The 18,162-nt window shown below is 70.5% G+C and carries 17 protein-coding genes; 8 read left to right on the top strand and 9 right to left on the bottom strand.

Annotated features, from left to right (window positions below):
* Positions 1–560: 560 nt before the first annotated feature.
* Positions 561–1,214 (bottom strand): DNA-3-methyladenine glycosylase, encoded by a 654-nt coding sequence (locus ACIQRW_RS35095; protein ID WP_403768532.1) that lies wholly within the window; start codon positions 1,212–1,214, stop codon positions 561–563.
* 87 nt (positions 1,215–1,301) lie between these two features.
* On the opposite strand from ACIQRW_RS35095, the gene ACIQRW_RS35100 reads away from it, so the two are divergent.
* The 3 genes from ACIQRW_RS35100 (at position 1,302) to ACIQRW_RS35110 (ending at position 3,334) form a co-directional block, all read left to right on the top strand.
* Positions 1,302–2,084 (top strand): sporulation protein, encoded by a 783-nt coding sequence (locus ACIQRW_RS35100; RefSeq protein WP_403768535.1) that lies wholly within the window; start codon positions 1,302–1,304, stop codon positions 2,082–2,084.
* 65 nt (positions 2,085–2,149) lie between these two features.
* Entirely contained in the window at positions 2,150–2,686 is a 537-nt protein-coding gene (locus tag ACIQRW_RS35105) for a YbhB/YbcL family Raf kinase inhibitor-like protein (RefSeq protein WP_403768537.1), read from the top strand.
* Positions 2,687–2,824: 138 nt separating this feature from the next.
* Positions 2,825–3,334 (top strand): HNH endonuclease, encoded by a 510-nt coding sequence (locus ACIQRW_RS35110; RefSeq protein WP_265602391.1) that lies wholly within the window; start codon positions 2,825–2,827, stop codon positions 3,332–3,334.
* 108 nt (positions 3,335–3,442) lie between these two features.
* On the opposite strand, the gene ACIQRW_RS35115 is transcribed toward ACIQRW_RS35110, so the two are convergent.
* From ACIQRW_RS35115 to ACIQRW_RS35130, 4 genes are all read right to left on the bottom strand, one after another.
* The gene (locus ACIQRW_RS35115) at positions 3,443–4,216 is read right to left on the bottom strand and encodes a sulfite exporter TauE/SafE family protein (protein WP_403768540.1); all 774 of its coding nucleotides are present in this window, start codon (positions 4,214–4,216) and stop codon (positions 3,443–3,445) included.
* Between the two features lie 78 nt (positions 4,217–4,294).
* Positions 4,295–5,305, bottom strand: coding sequence for an SPFH domain-containing protein (locus ACIQRW_RS35120; RefSeq protein WP_403768543.1), 1,011 nt, complete (start codon positions 5,303–5,305; stop codon positions 4,295–4,297).
* Positions 5,306–5,470: 165 nt separating this feature from the next.
* The gene (locus ACIQRW_RS35125) at positions 5,471–5,899 is read right to left on the bottom strand and encodes an NfeD family protein (protein WP_361867739.1); all 429 of its coding nucleotides are present in this window, start codon (positions 5,897–5,899) and stop codon (positions 5,471–5,473) included.
* Between the two features lie 133 nt (positions 5,900–6,032).
* Positions 6,033–6,830: an ABC transporter ATP-binding protein gene (locus tag ACIQRW_RS35130; protein WP_403768546.1), complete on the bottom strand. Its 798-nt coding sequence runs from the start codon at positions 6,828–6,830 to the stop codon at positions 6,033–6,035.
* Between the two features lie 132 nt (positions 6,831–6,962).
* Between ACIQRW_RS35130 and ACIQRW_RS35135 the strand changes: the two genes are divergently transcribed.
* The gene (locus ACIQRW_RS35135; protein WP_403768549.1) at positions 6,963–7,748 is read left to right on the top strand and encodes a hypothetical protein; all 786 of its coding nucleotides are present in this window, start codon (positions 6,963–6,965) and stop codon (positions 7,746–7,748) included.
* A gap of 513 nt (positions 7,749–8,261) precedes the next feature.
* On the opposite strand, the gene ACIQRW_RS35140 is transcribed toward ACIQRW_RS35135, so the two are convergent.
* The 3 genes from ACIQRW_RS35140 to ACIQRW_RS35150 all read right to left on the bottom strand — a co-directional run bounded on the left by ACIQRW_RS35140 (position 8,262) and on the right by ACIQRW_RS35150 (position 10,440).
* Complete coding sequence (locus ACIQRW_RS35140) at positions 8,262–8,513, bottom strand: chaplin (RefSeq protein ID WP_012381470.1); 252 nt, start codon at positions 8,511–8,513, stop codon at positions 8,262–8,264.
* 144 nt (positions 8,514–8,657) lie between these two features.
* A complete protein-coding gene (locus ACIQRW_RS35145) occupies positions 8,658–9,302 on the bottom strand; it encodes a response regulator (protein WP_403768553.1) in 645 nt (214 codons plus the stop codon).
* Positions 9,295–10,440, bottom strand: a complete 1,146-nt coding sequence (locus tag ACIQRW_RS35150) for a GAF domain-containing sensor histidine kinase (protein ID WP_403768556.1) — start codon at positions 10,438–10,440, stop codon at positions 9,295–9,297. The genes ACIQRW_RS35145 and ACIQRW_RS35150 overlap by 8 nt, the downstream gene beginning before the upstream one ends.
* 242 nt (positions 10,441–10,682) lie before the next feature.
* On the opposite strand from ACIQRW_RS35150, the gene ACIQRW_RS35155 reads away from it, so the two are divergent.
* The 3 genes from ACIQRW_RS35155 to ACIQRW_RS35165 all read left to right on the top strand — a co-directional run bounded on the left by ACIQRW_RS35155 (position 10,683) and on the right by ACIQRW_RS35165 (position 13,747).
* Positions 10,683–11,408 (top strand): SDR family NAD(P)-dependent oxidoreductase, encoded by a 726-nt coding sequence (locus ACIQRW_RS35155; RefSeq protein WP_403768559.1) that lies wholly within the window; start codon positions 10,683–10,685, stop codon positions 11,406–11,408.
* 56 nt (positions 11,409–11,464) lie between these two features.
* On the top strand, positions 11,465–12,676 hold the full coding sequence (locus ACIQRW_RS35160; RefSeq protein WP_403768562.1) for an S-adenosylmethionine:tRNA ribosyltransferase-isomerase: 1,212 nt from the start codon (positions 11,465–11,467) through the stop codon (positions 12,674–12,676).
* A 273-nt stretch (positions 12,677–12,949) separates the two neighbouring features.
* A complete protein-coding gene (locus ACIQRW_RS35165) occupies positions 12,950–13,747 on the top strand; it encodes a transglycosylase SLT domain-containing protein (protein WP_403768565.1) in 798 nt (265 codons plus the stop codon).
* Between the two features lie 91 nt (positions 13,748–13,838).
* On the opposite strand, the gene ACIQRW_RS35170 is transcribed toward ACIQRW_RS35165, so the two are convergent.
* Positions 13,839–16,451, bottom strand: coding sequence for an FHA domain-containing protein (locus ACIQRW_RS35170; protein WP_403768568.1), 2,613 nt, complete (start codon positions 16,449–16,451; stop codon positions 13,839–13,841).
* A 410-nt stretch (positions 16,452–16,861) separates the two neighbouring features.
* On the opposite strand from ACIQRW_RS35170, the gene serB reads away from it, so the two are divergent.
* On the top strand, positions 16,862–18,148 hold the full coding sequence (gene serB / locus ACIQRW_RS35175; protein WP_403768571.1) for a phosphoserine phosphatase SerB: 1,287 nt from the start codon (positions 16,862–16,864) through the stop codon (positions 18,146–18,148).
* The last annotated feature ends 14 nt before the right edge of the window (positions 18,149–18,162 follow it).

Genomic DNA, 18,162 nt, shown 5'->3' on the forward strand with positions numbered 1-18,162 from the left:
TTTCAAAGGAACCACCAACCTGCCGAAGCAGGCCGGGGTATCAACATATCTGGCGTTGACTTTTGGCACGCTGTTGAGTTCTCAAGGAACGGACGATTCCTTCGGTCCCGTTTCACCGGGGCCCTCCGGGCGCTTCCCTTCGTTACTGCTTTGTCTTGCTGTCTCGCGTTTCCGACTCTATCAGACTCTTTCGTGTCCGATTCCCGGTCGAAGCGGGTCTCGCGTCTCGCTTTCCAGGTCCTTCGCTTTCGCGTTTTCCCTTTCCGGCGAGTCCGACTTTACCAGACTCTTTTTCGTTCCGTTTCCGGTCCGAATTCGATTTCTGATGGCCTGCGGGGGGCCTTGCCTTTCGGCGTGTTCACTACGTTAGCCGATTCTCTTGGCAACTCATAATCGAGTCGATAGGGCGAATACGGGCATGCCGAATTCGCACCCGCCAGGGTGATTCGTAGGTAGTGGTTTGGCCGCTTCGAGTGGCTCGGTCCGGTCCGATGGACTGTGCCAAGAGCTGTACCCGTGTCAAGCGGCTCGGACTACATTAGGCGTCTGCCGAGGCTGCGTCAAGTCGCCTTGCTGCTCGGTCGGCGGCGCGGTGCGTGGGCGCGGTACGGGCTCACCGTGGGGTCTCCCTCGATCCAGAAGCGCCACGGCTGGTGGGCGCCGTCGCCGCCCACCCCTGTGCGGGGGCCGCTGCGTACGAGGGCGCGCGGCGGCGGGGTGCCGTGCAGTACGGACAGGGCCGGGGCGGGGCCGCCGAAGAGATCGCTGCCGTCCAGGTCGCGGTCGACATCGAGGGCGGTGGCGAGCCGGGCCGGGCCTTTGGCCAGTTCCTTGTCATTACGGGCCGAGGCGCGTCGGTCGCGGGCCAGAGCGGCGCCGACGTTGATCTCGCCCGCCCGGAGCAGAACCCCGCTCGCACGGCCTTCCGGGCCGCAGACCAGGTTGAGGCAGTGCCACATCCCGTACGTGAAGTAGACGTACGCGTGACCGGGCGGACCGAACATCACGCTGTTGCGCGCGGTGTGGCCTCGGAAGGCGTGCGATCCGGGGTCGACCTCGCCCGCGTACGCCTCCACCTCGGTCAGGCGCAGCTCGATCGTGCCCGCCGCGCTGCGGCGGACGAGCGTACGGCCCAGGAGGTCGGGGGCCACTTCCAGTACGGAGCGGTCGAAGAACTTTCGCGTCAGTGGGGCGCGGTCCGGGGTCTTGGTCATGGCGACCGAGGGTACTGGGATCGCGCGGAAGGGAACCGGCTACCGTCGTGGCGCGTATGTAGGGGTCAGAACCTAGAAGGAGTGACTATGGGCTTCAAGCGGCTGCTCGCGAGCATGGGTGCCGGCGGTGCCTCGGTGGAGACCGAGCTCACCGAGGTGAACGTCGTCCCCGGTGGGGTCGTCCAGGGCGAGGTGCGCATCCAGGGCGGTTCGGTCGCCCAGCAGATCGAGGGGCTCTCCGTCGGCCTCCAGGCGCGGGTCGAGGTCGAGGGCGGGGACCAGGAGACCAAGCAGGACATCGAGTTCACCAAGCAGAGCCTCGGGGGCGCCTTCGAGGTGCAGGCGGGCGCGGTGCACGTGGTGCCGTTCGGCCTGGAGATCCCGTGGGAGACGCCGATCACCATGTTCGGCGGCCAGCAGCTGCGCGGGATGAACATCGGGGTGACCACCGAGCTGGAGATCGCCCGCGCGCTGGACTCCGGTGACCTGGACCCGATCAACGTTCACCCGCTGCCGGCGCAGGAGGCGATCCTGGACGCCTTCCGGCAGCTGGGCTTCGGGTTCCGCAGCGCGGACATGGAGCGCGGTCACATCCGCGGTACGCGTCAGCGGCTGCCGTTCTACCAGGAGATCGAGTTCGTCCCGCCGACGCAGTACCGCGGTCTGAACCAGGTGGAGCTGACGTTCGTCGCCGACGACCGCGAGATGGACGTCATTCTGGAGATGGACAAGAAGCCGGGGCTGTTCAGCGAGGGCAGCGACTCCTACCGCGCGTTCAAGGTGGGGCTGCACGACTACCAGCAGACCGACTGGGCCGCGTACCTCAACCAGTGGCTCGCCCAGGTCGGCGGACAGCGCAACTGGCTCTAGAGCGCGGCACCGCCCCCTAAGGTCGGGTGGGAAGGCAGACGAACCGATCAGGAGAGGTGCGAGACGTGACCGAGCCGAAGAGGGCCCCGCTGCCGCACGACTTCCATCCGGAGGTTGTGGCGTTCACCGTGGTGAGCGACGATCTGGCGCCGGGGGCCGTGCTGGGCGATGCCCAGGTGCTTGCGGGTGGGAACACTTCGCCGCAGCTGCGGTGGGAGGGCTTCCCCGAGGAGACCAAGAGTTTCGCCGTGACGTGCTTCGACCCGGATGCCCCGACGGGCAGCGGGTTCTGGCACTGGGTGCTCTTCGATGTCCCGGCCTCGGTGACGGAGCTTCCGGCCGGTGCGGGCAGCGGAAAGTTCGAGGGGCTGCCCGAAGGGGCCGTCCAGGCCCGTAACGACTACGGCTCCAAGGACTTCGGGGGCGCCGCGCCGCCGCCCGGGGAGAACCACCGCTATGTGTTCACCGTGTACGCGGTCGACACCGAGAAGCTCGGGATCGACAGCGACGCGTCTCCCGCGGTGGCCGGATTCAATCTTCGGTTCCACACACTGGGGCGTGCTCAGCTGATCGGTGAGTACGAGGCTCCCTCCGGCGATTAGTTCGTCTGCTGTTTGCCCTGCTCTGGTCTTGGAGAGATCAGAGCAGGGCATTTTTTATTGCGTTGTCCATCGCGGCCTGCCCAGCCAGAGTTGATCCGGGCCTGCCAGGGGGCGGGCGGCACACGGGAGGTGGGCAGGATGCGTGACACGCTGGTTCTCAACGCGAGCTTCGAGCCGCTGTCGACAGTGACGCTCAACCGTGCGGTGGTCCTGATCCTGACGGACAAGGCCGTCGTCGAGCAGTCGCATCCCGAGCTCCGTATGCGTGGTGCCGCCGTGGACATTCCGGTGCCCCGGGTGATCCGGCTCTGCCGGTACGTACGGGTGCCGTTCCGAAGACAGGCGCCGTGGTCCAGAAGGGGTGTGCTGATACGGGACCAGCACCGCTGCGCGTACTGCGGGCGGCGGGCGTCCACCGTCGACCATGTGGTGCCGCGTGCCCAGGGCGGGCAGGACACCTGGCTGAACACGGTGGCCTCCTGTGCCGAGGACAACCACCGCAAGGCCGCCCGGACGCCGGACCAGGCGGGGATGCCACTGCTGAAGCAGCCGTTCGTCCCCTCCCCCGCCGAGGCGATGCTGCTGGCGATGGGGGCCGGCGACCGTTCGGCGCTGCCGGAGTGGCTGGACCGGGCAGCGGCGGCGTAGGGCGCCGGAGTGATCGTCCGACGCGGCTGCGGGGAGCCGTGACGTAGTCGGCGTACGTCGGGTGGTGTATCCGTGGGCCCGTCCCTCTCAGGGGCGGGCCCACGTACGTCAGCGGAGCAGCAGTTGGACGATGGCCATCGTGCCGACGGCCACGATGAGGGCGCGCAGGACGGTGGGGCTCAGACGGCGGCCGACCTTGGCGCCTATCTGGCCGCCGATGGCCGAGCCGACCGCGATGAGGACGACGGCCGTCCAGTCGAAGTGGGCCACAAAGAGGAAGAACAGCGCGGCGATGGTGTTGACCACGGCCGCCAGGACGTTCTTGACGGCGTTGAGGCGCTGCATGGTGTCGTCGAGCAGCATGCCCATCAACGACAGGTAGATGATCCCCTGGGCGGCGGTGAAATAGCCGCCGTAGACGCTTGCGAGCATCAGGCCGGTGAACAGGAGCGGGCCGCCGTCGGTGCGGGGCTTGGCGCCGGTGTGTTCGCGGCGGCGCTGGACGGCTTTGCTGATGCGAGGTTGCAGGATCACCAGGACGAGGGCCAGGGCGACCAGGACCGGGACGATCGTCTCGAAGGCGGTGGAGGGCAGGGCGAGGAGCAGGGTCGCCCCGCAGAGGCCGCCGATCGCCGCGCCGACGCTCAGCTTGAGGATGCGTCGGCGCTGTCCGGCGAGTTCTTTGCGGTAGCCGATGGCCCCGCTGATGGAGCCGGGGATGAGACCCAGCGCGTTGGACACGGTCGCGGTGACCGGCGGGAGGCCGGTGGCAAGCAGGACGGGGAAGGTGATCAGCGTGCCCGAGCCGACGATCGTGTTGATCGTGCCCGCTCCGACGCCGGCCGCGAAGACGGCGAGAATTTCCCAGATGGGCAAGGCCATCTCCTTCGGTGGTCAGTGACGCCTCCCCGCCATGAAGGTCGAGGGGCCTCACTGATCATGCACGAAAGGGCTTTCGGGTCAGGAGACCGGGGGTTCCTCGCGTCGTTCCACCGCCGGGGCGGGGATGGAGCCGTGGCCGTTTCCACCGTGGCCGTTTCCGCCGTTCCCGTCGCCGCCGTTGCCGCCGTTGCCGCTGTTGTTGAAGCCGGGCATGCCGCCGCCGAGGTTCCCGAAGGCTCCGCTGAGGCCCTTGAGGGCGTCGCCGATCTCGCTGGGCACGATCCAGAGCTTGTTGGCGTCGCCCTCGGCGATCTTCGGGAGCATCTGGAGGTACTGGTACGAGAGGAGCTTCTGGTCCGGGTCTCCGGCGTGGATGGCCTCGAACACCGTGCGGACGGCCTGGGCTTCGCCTTCCGCGCGCAGGGCTGCGGCCTTGGACTCGCCCTCGGCGCGCAGGATCGCGGACTGCTTCTCGCCCTCGGCGGTGAGGATCTGGGACTGCCTGATGCCCTCGGCGGTGAGGATCGCGGCGCGCTTGTCGCGGTCGGCGCGCATCTGCTTCTCCATCGAGTCCTGGATGGAGGTCGGCGGCTCGATGGCCTTGAGCTCCACGCGGTTGACGCGGATGCCCCACTTGCCGGTCGCTTCGTCGAGGACTCCGCGCAGGGCCGCGTTGATCTCCTCACGGGAGGTGAGGGTCCGCTCCAGGTCCATGCCGCCGATGATGTTGCGAAGGGTGGTGACGGTGAGCTGCTCGATCGCCTGGATGTAACTGGCGACTTCGTAGGTCGCGGCGCGGGCGTCGGTGACCTGGTAGTAGATGACGGTGTCGATGTTGACGACCAGGTTGTCCTGGGTGATCACCGGCTGCGGCGGGAAGGGCACCACCTGTTCACGGAGGTCGATCCGGTTGCGGATCGAGTCGATGAACGGGACGACGATGTTCAGGCCGGCGTTCAGGGTGCGGGTGTAGCGGCCGAACCGCTCCACGATGGCGGCGCTGGCCTGTGGGATGACCTGAATCGTCTTGATCAGGGCGATGAAGACGAGCACCACCAGAATGATCAGAACGATGACGATCGAGTTCATGGTGTCTCTCGTGCCCTTCGGTTGGCCGGTGGATCGCGGTGATCGGGGACGGTGCTCATGTGAGGCCGGTGGTCCGTGCGTTGCGGGCCGGTCCGGGTTCGCATGATGATCGACATGATCGACTTCGAGTCTGGCAGACCTGGGCCCGCCACGTGCACGCTTCGGTCACATGACGACGGCCGTCGCTCCGTCGATGTCCACGACATCGACCTGGCTGCCGGGGTCGAAGACCTGGTCGGCATCGAGCGTGCGGGCCGACCAGACCTCACCGGCGAGCTTGATGCGTCCCCCGGAGGCCGATACCCGTTCCAGCACGACCGCCTGACGCCCCTTCAGGGCGTCGATGCCACTGGCGTGCCCGGCCTGGCCGGCCCGGTGTCTGGCGGCGATCGGGCGCACGACGGCGATCAGCGCGACCGAGACCAGGACGAAAACCAGAACCTGGGCGACGATCCCGCCGCCGAGGGCGGCGACGGCCGATGCGGCCACCGCCCCGACGGCGAACATCCCGAATTCGGGCATCGCGGTCAGGACGAGGGGGATGCCCAGCCCCACCGCGCCGATCAGCCACCACACCCATGCGTCGATGTCCACATGGTCATCGTAGGACTGTCGGTGCGTCACCGACAGGGCGCACGGGTGGCCAACTGCGGTGCACGGCCTGCCGATCGTGGCGCGAGGGCCTGTTGGCGCCCGGCGGGGAGGGCCGTACGCGGCGGAGTCGGGGTCAGGAGAGCGGGAGGCCGTGGGCGGTGTAGCGGTCGCCTGTGTGCTCGACGATGAGCGGCAGGCCGAAGCAGAGGGAGAGGTTGCGGGAGCTGAGCTCCGTCTCCATGGGGCCGGCCGCGAGGATCTTGCCCTGGCGGATCATCAGGACGTGGGTGAACCCGGGCGCGATCTCCTCGACATGGTGGGTGACCATGATCATGGAGGGGGCGAACGGGTCGCGGGCGAGGCGGCCGAGGCGGCGTACGAGGTCCTCGCGCCCGCCGAGGTCGAGCCCGGCGGCGGGCTCGTCCAGGAGCAGCAGCTCGGGGTCGGTCATCATGGCGCGGGCGATCAGGGTGCGCTTGCGCTCTCCTTCGGAGAGCGTGCCGAACCTGCGGTCCAGGTACTCGGACATGCCAAGGCGGTCGAGGAAGGCGCGGGCGCGCTCCTCGTCGACGGCTTCGTAGTTCTCGTGCCAGGTGGCGGTCATGCCGTACGCGGCGGTGAGGACCGTCTGCAGCACCGTCTGGCGCTTGGGCAGCTTGTCGGCCATCGCCACGCCCGCCATGCCGATCCGTGGGCGGAGCTCGAAGACGTCGGTGCCGACGCCGCCGAGCTGTTCGCCGAGGATCGTGGCCGTTCCCGTGCTCGGGAAGAGGTAGCTGGAGGCGAGGTTGAGGAGGGTCGTCTTGCCGGCGCCGTTGGGGCCCAGGATGACCCAGCGCTCCCCCTCCTTGACCGACCAGGAGACATCGTCCACCAGAGCGCGTCCGTCGCGGACCACGGATACGTCCACCAGCTCCAGTACATCGCTCATGGCGCGTTGTCTCCCCAAGCAGTCTCGTCGATCGTCGCGTGCCGGTGGGCACGGCTCCCAGGGAAAACCTACGCCACCGCGCGAGTGCTTCAGGCGTGAGGGCCGTTCCCAGGCGTTGCCTAGGCTGTCGGCATGCTTGTCGAACCACGTTCAGGGTTGTTGGCCGCTTGGGGAAACGCGCTTCTGGCGGGACTCGTCTCGCCGGACGAGGCGGCCCTCGCGATTGTCGGGGTCGACGCGGTGCACCGCGTCGATGGACTGCCGGGTGAGACGGGGCCGGTCGGGCTCACGTTGGCGCTCGGCCGGCTGAGGGGGTTGGGGGCGACCGGGTTCCGGGTCGCGCTGCCGGTGCCGGGGCATCCGCTGGGGTTGAGCGGTCCGCCCGATTTCAACGCGCGGGCGCTGGAGGCGGAGGAGGCGGTGGTCGCGTACGGGGTGCCGTACGGGCTGGTGCCGGAGGTCACCGAGGCGGGACCGGCCGGGGATCTGCACGTCGAGGTGGTGTGGCGGGTGCTGCCGGTACGGGAGGCGCCTCCCGCGGACGTGCCGTCGCTGGGCGAGGCGGAGCGGGAGCTGGCGGAGGCGTTGCGGGATGCGACGGCGGTGCTGTCGCGGCTGGACGTGGCCGGTTCGGGGCCGGTGGCGGAGGCCGCGGTGGACGCGTACCGGGCGCGGGCGGAGCGGGGGCGCGATGTGCTGGCGCCCGGGTATCCGCCGCGGGCGGTGCGGGTGCTGGAGATGGCGCAGCGGGTGGGGTTGCTGGTCTCGGTGGCGTACGAGAACGGGCACGGCGGTGCGGTGAGCGCGTCGGAGATCGCGGCGCGGGGGGAGGCGTTGCGGCCGGTGGAGCGGGTGGCTCGGCGGGCTCAGGTGGCGGCGTACAACGCGTATGTGGAGGGCGGGGAGGTTCGGCGGTAGGCCCGCGGGCCTTCTGTCCTCAAGCGCCGGACGGGCTGGGGTGTCCCCTGCGCGGGGCGCCCTGGCCTCGGGGGCCCCGGCTCGGGGGTCCGTCCTCAAGCGCCGGACGGGCTGGGGTGGTGCGCCCGGTCGGCTGGGTGGGGGCGGCCGGCCCGGCGGGGTGCGGAGGGCCCACCTCCCTGGGGGGGGGCGTATGACTCGGGCCCCCTTGGCGAGGGTTCCGTCCTCAAACGCCGGACGGGCTGGAGGGGGCTGGGTGCTGGCTGCCGCGGCCGGGAGGCGCGCCGGGCTGGAGGGCGCTGGGTGCTGGCTGCCACGGGCGGGAGGGGTGCCGGGCTGGAGGGGGCTGGGTGCTGGCTGCCACGGGCGGGAGAGGCGCCGGGCTGGAGGGGGACCGGGTGGGGTGGGGTGCGGGGCGGCGAAAGCCGGACGGGATGGGTGGGCGCGAAAGCCGGACGGGCCCTTGGGGATTTAGGGGCGTCCGGCTTTCGGGAGGGGCTTTGGGGGGGTGGGTCAGTGGTTGAGGCCGAGGTTGCCGAAGGCCGGGTTGAGCAGGCCCACCACGTTGACCGTGTTGCCGACCACGTTCACCGGGACGGCGACGGGAACCTGCGCGAGGTTGCCGCTGGCGACGCCCGGGGAGTGGGTGGCCACGCCGTGGGCGTCGGCGCCGCTGTGACCGGTGGCGGAGGCCGCTCCGGCGCCGGCGGCGATGAGCCCGCCCGCGATCATGGTGACGGCGGCGGCCTTCTTCAGGTTCTTCACTTCAGGATCCTCCTAGAAAGGCTGCGACAAGCCGTCGCAGCACGCCCTGGAGAACGCCGTGCGGCCCGGAAGGATGCGCCGTACGGGTGACATACACCCGACAGTATGAATCTCAGTCCGGACGGGAACCCGGCGGCGCAGACGTCAGCCCGCCGCCCCGTTGCGTACCGCCCACAGCGCCGCCTGGGTCCGGTCGGCCACGTCGAGCTTCATCAGGATGTTCGACACATGCGTCTTGACCGTCTTCTCCGAGAGGACGAACGCACGGGCGATCTCGCGGTTCGAACGCCCGTCCGCGATGAGGCCGAGCACTTCGCGTTCCCGCTCGGTGAGCGTGCTCCCCCGGCCCGTGCCGGTGCCCGCGTCGTCCTGGGCGAGCAGCGCTCCCGCCACCTCCGGCTGGAGCAGGACGTGACCGGCCTGGACCGAGCGGATCGCCCCGGCCAGGGCGTCCGGGTCGACGTCCTTGTAGACGTAACCGGAGGCTCCGGCGCGCAGGGCGGGGACCACTGTGCGCTGCTCGGTGAAGCTGGTGACGATGAGTACCTTTGCGGGGTTGTCGAGCTCCCGGAGGCGGCGCAGGGCCTCGATGCCGTCGGTGCCGGGCATCTTGATGTCCATCAGCACGACGTCGGGGCGGAGCTCCTCGGTCCGGGCCACGCCCTCCGCGCCGTCGGACGCCTCGCCGACGACCTCTATGTCCTCCTGGATCTCCAGGAACGTACGCAGTCCGCGGCGGACCACCTGATGGTCGTCGACCAGCAGCACCCTGATGATCTTGTCAGCCACCGGGGACCTCCATCTCGATCGTGGCGCCCTTGCCGGGCTCCGAGGCAACGGTGAGTCGGCCGCCGACGCTGTTCGCCCGGTGGCGCATGGAGACGAGGCCGAGGTGGCGGCCCGCCCGCCGCACGGCGGTGGGGTCAAAGCCTGCCCCGTCGTCGGTGACGCGGAGGACGGTGTCGGTGCCGCGCCGGACCAGGGTGACGCTCACGCGCTCCGCACCGGAGTGGCGCAGGGCGTTGTGGAGTGCCTCCTGCGCGACCCGGAGCAGGGCTTCTTCCTGGGTGGCGGGCAGCGCGCGCACCCCGCGGCTCTCGAAGGCGACCTCGGCGGCGTGCGCCCGGTCCAGGACCTGGATCTGGGTGCGGAGGGTGGCGATGAGCCCGTCCTCGTCGAGTGCGGCGGGTCGCAGTTCCACGACGGCGGCCCGCAGCTCGTCGACCGCCTCGGCGGCGAGGGCGGCGACCTGCTGGAGTTCGCCCTTGGCGCGGACCGGGTCGCGGTCGACGAGGGCGGTGGCGGCCTGGGCGGTGAGGCGGAGCGAGAACAGCTTCTGGCTGACCGCGTCGTGCAGTTCGTGGGCCAGCCGGGAGCGTTCCTCGGCGATGGTCAGTTCACGGCTGCGCTCGTAGAGGCGGGCGTTGGTGAGCGCGATGGCGGCGTGCTGGGCGAGCATCTGGAGCAGTTCCTCGTCCTCGGCGGTGAAGCCGCAGCCGCCCTCGGGCTTGGGGCACAGCTTGTTGGCGAGGAACAGCGCTCCGATGATCTCGTCGCCGTCCGTGATGGGCAGGCCGAGGAAGTCGGACATGTCGGGGTGGGCGTCGGGCCAGCCCTCGAAGCGGGGGTCCTTGCGGACGTCGGCGAGGCGCTCGGGCTTCGCCTGGTGGAGCATCGAGGCGAGGATGCCGTGCTGGCGGGGCAGCGGGCCGATGGCCTTCCACTGTTCGTCGCTGACGCCGTCGACCACGAACTGGGCGAAGCCGCCGTGGTCGTCCGGGACGCCGAGGGCCGCGTACTGGGCGTCGAGCAGTTCACGGGCGGAAGCGACGATTGTCTTGAGGACGTCGCCCACTTCGAGGTGCCGGCTCATGGCGAGGAGCGCGGCACTCACCGCGGCGAGGCCCGACGGTGGGCGATGACTCATGGGATCACCGTACCGGCGGGGGCCGCGCGGTCGTATCGGGCCGGGGTCGGTGGTGGGTGTACGAGTGGCCTAGGTCCGGGCGGTGGGCCCTCCGCCGAAGGTCGTAGGACGGCTCGGGACCTACGCCGAAGTACCGGGGGCGGCTGCGGCTCCCGGGCGAGGCGCGGTGCGGCCGGGGCTTCCTACGGTGGATTCGCCGGGGCTTCCCGGCGGTAGCCGAGGGCACTGAGGGGACGGTCACCATGCCGGTCGCGATGATCACGGGTGGTTCGAAGGGGCTGGGGCGCGCGCTGGCGGGGGCGCTGGCCGGGCAGGGGTGGGACCTGGTGCTCGACGCCCGGACCACCGGGGTGCTGGAGGACACGGCGCGGGAGCTGCGCGGGCGGTTCGGGACGCGGGTGGTGGCGGTGCCGGGGGACGTCACGGACGCGGCGCACCGGGCGGATCTGGTGGCGGCCGCCGGGTCGCTGGGCGGTCTCGACCTGCTGGTGAGCAACGCGAGCGTGCTGGGCGCGGAACCGTTGGTCCGGCTGGACGCGCTGCCGCTGGAGGGGTTGCGGCGGGCGCTGGAGACGAATGTGGTGGCGGCGCTCGGTCTCGTGCAGGAGGCGTTGCCGTCGCTGCGGGCCTCGGGGGCGGGGGCGGTGGTGGTGATCAGCTCGGACGCGGCGGCGGAGCCGTACCCGACGTGGGGCGGTTACGGGGCGTCGAAGGCGGCGCTGGACCAGTTGGCGGCGGTCCTGGGTGAGGAGGAGCCGGCGCTGCGGGTGTGGGCGGTCGACCCGGGTGACATGGCGACGGACCTGTACGCCGCGGCGGTCCCCGAGGAGGCGGACGAGGTGCGGCCGACGCCGGAGAGCGTGGCGCCCGCGTTCCTGCGGCTGGTGCGGGAGCGGCCGGCCAGCGGGCGGTTCGCCGCACCCGCCCTGCTGGCGGGGCCGGCGGGGCCGGGCGGGGGCCCGCGGTGAGCGCGCGGGAGCGGTGCCCGGGGCGGCTGGGGACGGCCGCCCCCAGCCCGGGCGGGGTGACGACGGATGGGTCGCGGGCCGACGTGCCGGGCCCCGGCTCGGCGGGAGCGGACGTGGGCCCGGCCGACGGGGCCGCGCCGCTGTGGGCCGGGGGCGGTGGGCCGGAGGGCCCGGTGGCGTGGCGGGTGCCGGACGCCCTGTCGGCCCGGGTGCCGGCCGAGCAGCGGGGTTCGGGGCGTGACGACGTACGGCTCCTCGTGTCAAGTGGGTGCGCGGTGTCGCACCATGCGTTCCGGGAGCTGCCCGGGCAGTTGCGGGCCGGGGACGTGCTGGTGGTGAACACGTCCATGACGCTGCCCGCCGCCGTGAACGGGCGGGTGGGCGGGGAGCGGGTCGTCGTGCACTTCTCGACGCGGGGTGCCGACGGGCGGTGGGCGGTGGAGCTGCGGGCCCCCGGCGGGGCGGGGGTCACCGGGCCGCGCCCGGGCGGGCCCGCGGGGGCGGTGGTGCGGCTGCCGGGCGGACGGGCGCTGGTCCTGGAGGAGCCGCTGGGGCCCGCGGCGGGGGCCCGACTGTGGTGGGCGCGAGCCCCGGAGTCGGTGCCGGAGCTGTTGCGGCGGTACGGGCGGCCGATCCGGTACGGGTACACGGAGCGGGATCAGCCGCTATCGGCTTATCGGACGGTGTTCGCGACGCCGTCGCCGGACGGGAGCGGTTCGGCGGAGATGCCGAGTGCCGCGCGCCCGTTCACGGCCGCGCTGGTGGCGGGGCTGGTGCGCCGGGGGGTGCTGTTCGCTCCGCTGTCCCTGCATACGGGGGTGGCTTCGGCGGAGGCGCACGAGCCGCCGTACCCGGAGCGGTTCACGGTGCCGGCGGCGACGGCGTGGCTGGTGAACGCGGTGCGGGCGGCGCGCGGTGAGGACCGTGCTGCGGGCGGGCGGGTGATCGCGGTGGGGACGACGGCCGTGCGGGCGCTGGAGTCGGCGGCGGGGGACGACGGGGTGGTCCGGCCGGCCGGGGGGTGGACGGATCTGGTGGTGACGCCGCGGCGGGGCGTGCGGGTGGTGGACGGGCTGCTGACCGGGCTGCACGAACCGGAGGCCTCGCATCTGCTGATGCTGGAGGCGGTGGCGGGACGCGAGGCGCTGCGCCGTGGGTACGAGGCGGCGCTGCGGGAGCGGTACCTCTGGCACGAGTTCGGGGACGTCCACCTCATCCTGCCGGATGAGGAACGTAACGCTCCGAATTGCTCCAGCAACGAGTGGTGAGACCGTTACGTCGCCGATGTGAGCCCAGGCATAGGGCCTACGTCACTTACGAACGTACCTAGTGGGCACATAAGGGCGATTTGAGCAGGCGTACGTGGGGGTCAATTCGGACGAACAGGGCCCTGTTCCACTATCCACCTTCGTACGTCACACCTTTGCCTCACGATTTTGCTGCCGCTAAGAATTGCTCTCGTCCCCGACGGAGGTACGCATCACCGCCTCCGGTCTCGTCCTCCGTGAGGACACCCTGAGCATTCGAAGAGGTAGCCCTACATGTCTGCGACTCGCATACCCAGCCGTGTCCGTCGTCTGAACAAGGTCCAGAAGATCTCCGTGGCCGGTGTGTCGGCCCTTGGCGTCGCCGCCCTGACCTTCTCGCTCGTCCCGTCGAACGCCGAGGCCGAGATCGCCCCGCAGGCAGCGGCTGCCGCCGCTCCCGTGGCCTTCACCAACGCCGCAGGCTCCGCCCAGGCCAAGACCGTGCAGAACAGCATGCTTGAGCAGCACTCCACCGCCGAGCAGCTGGTGAAGGCCGCCGACGCCGCCAAGGCGAAGGCCGCCGCCGAGACCAAGGCCGCCGCCGCGAAGGCGAAGGCCGCGTCCGAGGCGAAGGCCAAGGCCGCCGCGGACGCCAAGGCGAAGGCCAAGGCCGCCGCCGACGCGAAGGACAAGGCCGCCAAGGCCAAGGCGGACGCGAAGAAGCGCGGCACCGAGGCCGCGAACCGCTCCACCCCGCGCAAGCCCGTCTACGCGAACAACCTGGACGGCTGGATCCGCGAGGCCATGGCGATCATGAAGAAGGAAGGCATCCCCGGCTCCTACGAGGGGATCCACCGCAACATCATCCGCGAGTCCAGCGGTAACCGCTGGGCCATCAACAACTGGGACATCAACGCCCAGAACGGCATCCCGTCCAAGGGCCTGCTCCAGGTGATCCAGCCGACCTTCGACCGCTACCACGTGGCGGGCACCAAGAAGGACCTGTACGACCCGGTCGCCAACATCGTCGCCGCCTGCAACTACGCGGCCGACCGCTACGGCACCATGGACAACGTCGACAGCGCGTACTGAGTCCAGCCGTACTGGGTCCAGCCGTACACACGCCGGAGGCCGGCACCCCGAGGGGTGCCGGCCTCCGGCGTCGTTCCGTCCCGGCGGGACTCTACTTACGCATGACCTCGGGCTCGTGGCGCCGCAGCAGGCGCGCGACCGCGATGCCGCAGATCACGCCGAGCGCGAGCAGCACGGCGATGTTGATGCCCCACTGGCTCGCGGTGTGCTCCCACAGCGGGTCGAGGTCGGTGGGGTTCTTCGGGTCCCACGGCGGCATCAGGTGCGCCAGGTCCAGCGTGGTGCCGGCCGCGGCCATCGCCCAGCGGGACGGCATCAGCCAGGCGAACTGCTCCAGGCCGGGCGACCCGTACACCTGGAAGAGCACGCCGGTGAAGACGACCTGGATGATCGCGAACATGACCAGCAGCGGCATGGTCTTCTCGGCGGTCTTCACCAGCGAGGAGATGACCAGGCCGAACATCATCGAGGTGAAGCCCAGCGCGATGATCGAGATGCAGATCTCGACGGCCGGCGGCATGATCAGGCCCTCCGCGGGCAGATCGCGGGTGGCGAAGCCGATGCCGCAGATGATCACGCCCTGGAAGGCGGTGATCACGCCGAGGACGATCACCTTGGACATCAGGTACGCGGAGCGGGACAGGCCGGTGGCCCGCTCCCGTTCGTAGATGACCCGTTCCTTGATCAGCTCTCGTACGGAGTTGGCGGCGCCGGAGAAGCACATACCGACCGCGAGGATCAGCATGATCGTTCCGGCCTTGCCGTTGAACCGGGACGGCGGGTCGGGCTCGGCGAGACCGAACTCCGCCGGGATGACCACGCTGACCACGCCGAGCACGGCGGGCAGGATCAGCATCAGGCCCATGAAGCCCTTGTCGGACGCGATGACGGAGGAGTATCTCCGGATCAGCGTCCACAGCTGCGCCATCCAGCCCTGCGGCTTCGGCGGGCGCATCTGCTGCGGGGGCGGCATGTTGACCGGCTGGGCCGCGACCGCGTCGATGTCGGCGGCGTACATCTGGTAGTGCTGCGAACCGCGCCAGCGGCCCGCCCAGTCGTAGTCGCGGTAGTTCTCGAAGGCGGAGAAGACGTCGGCCCAGCTGGTGTAGCCGAAGAAGTTCAGCGCTTCCTCCGGCGGACCGAAGTAGGCGACGGAACCGCCGGGGGCCATCACGAGGAGCTTGTCGCAGATCGCCAGCTCGGCGACCGAGTGCGTGACCACGAGCACCGTGCGGCCGTCGTCGGCGAGGCCGCGCAGCAGCTGCATGACATCGCGGTCCATGCCCGGATCGAGGCCGGAGGTCGGCTCGTCCAGGAAGATCAGCGAGGGCTTGGTGAGCAGCTCCAGGGCGACCGAGACGCGCTTGCGCTGGCCGCCGGAGAGCGACGTGATCTTCTTGTCCTTGTGGATGTCGAGCTTGAGCTCGGCGAGGACCTCGGTGATCCGGGACTGGCGCTCGGCCTCGGTGGTGTCCGCGGGGAAGCGGAGCTTGGCCGCGTACTTGAGGGCCTTGGTGACGGTCAGTTCCTTGTGCAGGATGTCGTCCTGCGGGACCAGACCGATGCGCTGGCGCAGCTCGGCGAACTGCTTGTACAGGTTTCGGTTGTCGTAGAGGACGTCACCCTGGTTGGCGGGCCGGTAGCCGGTGAGCGCCTTGAGCAGGGTGGACTTTCCGGAACCGGACGGGCCGATGACCGCGATCAGCGACTTCTCGGGGACGCCGAAGGAGACGTCCTTGAGGATCTGCTTCCCGCCGTCGACCGTCACCGTGAGGTGACGGGCGGAGAAGGAGACCTCACCGGTGTCGACGAACTCTTCCAGCCGGTCCCCGACCAGCCGGAACGTCGAGTGGCCGACGCCGACGATGTCGTTCGCGCCGATGAGCGCGGAGCCCGACTTGTGAAGCGGCAGACCGTTGACGTACGTGCCGTTGTGCGAACCGAGGTCGCGGATCTCGAAGCGGCCGTCGGGCGTCGCGTGGAACTCGGCGTGGTTGCGGGAGACCTGGAGGTCGGAGACGACCAGCTCGTTCTCCAGCGCACGACCGATGCGCATGACCCGGCCGAGAGCCAGCTGGTGGAACGTGGTCGGGCTGCGGTCGCCGTAGACCGGCGGCGCCCCCGCGGCACCGCCCTGTCCCGGTCCGGCCGGATGCCCGGGGCTCTGCTGGTGCGGCACCTTCTGGTGGGAAGGCTGCTGCGGCGGGCCCTGTTGCGGCGCCTGCGGCTGCTGCTGCCAAACCTGCTGCGGGGCAGGGGCCTGGTGCTGGGCAGGGGCCTGGTGCGCGGGCGCCTGCTGTCCGTGCCAGCCCGCGCCGCCCCCCTGGGGCTGGTGGTGGGGCTGCTGCACGGGCGCCTGCTGAGCACCGGCCGCGTGTCCGCCGGCGACACCGGCGCCCGCGGCGGGGCTGAGACTCACCCGGGGCCCGTCGGTGGCGTTGCCCAGATGCAGCACCGAGCCGGGGCCGATTTCCACCTGCTGGATCCGCTGACCCTGCACATAGGTGCCGTTGGTGCTGCCGTGGTCCTCGATGAACCAACTACGGCCGCTCCAGCTGATCGTGGCATGCCGCCACGACACCCTGGCATCGTCGATCGCCAGGTCGCCCTGAGGATCACGGCCAAGGGTGTACGCCCTGGACGGATCGAGCGTCCAGGTGTTGCCATTCAATTCCAGTACGAGTTCCGGCACTCCGCGCCCCACTAGTTGTCCCCCGTGTTACCCCCGTCGCAGGGAGTCTAGGGATGCTGAACATCGTGGGGAACTATTCCAGGACCAGTCCCCTATCCGAAAGTCGGGCGGGTGAAGAGCGCGCGGAGACCTGCGCGAACGCCCCGATACCGGGGAGCGAAACAGCTACGGAACGGATGAAGTGCGGATGAAGGTCCGGTTACCGCCCAGAGAAGGTTCATCGACCGTATAACGGCGGATACAAGACGACTGGTGTGTCCTGGCGCAAGACCCGTACCGGCCAGATTCACGACGTCCCACGTCCCCGAGCCGAGGCCGCGGAGACCGCCGCTCGGCGCAGCGGACGGCGCCGGGGCGAATTCCGTCCGGCACTCGGGACGGGCGGCCGGACGAGTCGGTGGGACCGATACGGTGGGAGCACCATGAGCGCATCTCAGCCACCTCAGCCCCTCTCGTCCTCTGAGCCCCCTGAGCCCCGCCGGGTCGACGGCCCCGGCGGCGGGATCCCTCCGGGCGGCGACGCACCCACGCTTCTCGTCAAGATCTTCGGCAAGGACCGTCCCGGCATCACCGCCGGGCTCTTCGACACCCTCGCCGCGTACGCGGTCGACGTCGTGGACATCGAACAGGTCGTCACCCGGGGCCGCATCGTGCTGTGCGCTCTGGTCACCTCGCCCACCGCGGGCGGGGCCACCGAGGGCGATCTGCGGGCGACCGTGCACAGCTGGGCCGACTCCCTGACGCTGCAGGCCGAGATCATCTCCGGCATCGGCGACAACCGCCCCCGTGGTGACGGCCGTTCCCATGTGACGGTGCTGGGACACCCCCTGACCGCGGAGTCGACCGCCGCCATAGCGGCCACCATCACCTCGACCGGCGGGAACATCGACCGTATCTTCCGGCTGGCGAAGTACCCGGTCACCGCCGTCGAGTTCGCGGTCTCGGGGACCGGGACCGCGGAGCTGCGGACCGCGCTGGCGACCGAGGCCGCGGAGATCGGCGTGGACGTCGCGGTGGTCTCGGCCGGGCTGAGCCGCCGGGCCCAGCGGCTGGTGGTCATGGACGTCGACTCCACGCTGATCCAGGACGAGGTGATCGAGCTCTTCGCGGCGCACGCGGGCTGCGAGGAGCAGGTCGCCCGGGTGACCGAGCAGGCGATGCGCGGCGAGCTGGACTTCGAGCAGTCGCTGCACGCCCGGGTCGCGCTGCTGGCCGGTCTGGACGCCTCGGTGGTGGACAAGGTACGCACCGAGGTACGGCTTACCCCCGGCGCCCGCACCCTGATCCGTACGCTCAAGCGGCTCGGCTACCAGGTCGGGGTCGTCTCCGGTGGCTTCACCCAGGTCACGGACGACCTGAAGGAACGGCTCGGCCTCGACTTCGCCTCCGCCAACACCCTGGAGGTGGTGGACGGCAAGTTCACCGGCCGGGTCGTCGGCGAGGTGGTGGACCGGGCGGGCAAGGCCCGGCTGCTGCGGAGCTTCGCCGAGCAGGCGGGGGTGCCGCTGGCCCAGACGGTGGCGATCGGGGACGGGGCGAACGATCTCGACATGCTGAACACCGCCGGGCTCGGCGTCGCGTTCAACGCGAAGCCGATGGTCCGCAAGGCGGCGCACACCGCGGTGAACGTGCCGTTCCTGGACACCGTGCTCTATCTGCTCGGTATCACCCGTGAAGAGGTCGAGGCGGCGGACGGTCTCGTCGACTGACGGCCCGGGCCGGC

Source organism: Streptomyces sp. NPDC091287 (assembly GCF_044768525.1).
Lineage (GTDB): Bacteria > Actinomycetota > Actinomycetes > Streptomycetales > Streptomycetaceae > Streptomyces.

What these genes read in the sequence shown, in the direction of transcription:
- ACIQRW_RS35095 (WP_403768532.1), bottom strand. Translation starts at nt 1,214, where the DNA reads ATGACCAAGACCCCGGACCGCGCCCCACTGACGCGAAAGTTCTTCGAC.
- ACIQRW_RS35100 (WP_403768535.1), top strand. Translation starts at nt 1,302, where the DNA reads ATGGGCTTCAAGCGGCTGCTCGCGAGCATGGGTGCCGGCGGTGCCTCG.
- ACIQRW_RS35110 (WP_265602391.1), top strand. Translation starts at nt 2,825, where the DNA reads ATGCGTGACACGCTGGTTCTCAACGCGAGCTTCGAGCCGCTGTCGACA.
- ACIQRW_RS35115 (WP_403768540.1), bottom strand. Translation starts at nt 4,216, where the DNA reads ATGGCCTTGCCCATCTGGGAAATTCTCGCCGTCTTCGCGGCCGGCGTC.
- ACIQRW_RS35120 (WP_403768543.1), bottom strand. Translation starts at nt 5,305, where the DNA reads ATGAACTCGATCGTCATCGTTCTGATCATTCTGGTGGTGCTCGTCTTC.
- ACIQRW_RS35130 (WP_403768546.1), bottom strand. Translation starts at nt 6,830, where the DNA reads ATGAGCGATGTACTGGAGCTGGTGGACGTATCCGTGGTCCGCGACGGA.
- ACIQRW_RS35135 (WP_403768549.1), top strand. Translation starts at nt 6,963, where the DNA reads ATGCTTGTCGAACCACGTTCAGGGTTGTTGGCCGCTTGGGGAAACGCG.
- ACIQRW_RS35150 (WP_403768556.1), bottom strand. Translation starts at nt 10,440, where the DNA reads ATGAGTCATCGCCCACCGTCGGGCCTCGCCGCGGTGAGTGCCGCGCTC.
- ACIQRW_RS35155 (WP_403768559.1), top strand. Translation starts at nt 10,683, where the DNA reads ATGCCGGTCGCGATGATCACGGGTGGTTCGAAGGGGCTGGGGCGCGCG.
- ACIQRW_RS35165 (WP_403768565.1), top strand. Translation starts at nt 12,950, where the DNA reads ATGTCTGCGACTCGCATACCCAGCCGTGTCCGTCGTCTGAACAAGGTC.
- serB (WP_403768571.1), top strand. Translation starts at nt 16,862, where the DNA reads ATGAGCGCATCTCAGCCACCTCAGCCCCTCTCGTCCTCTGAGCCCCCT.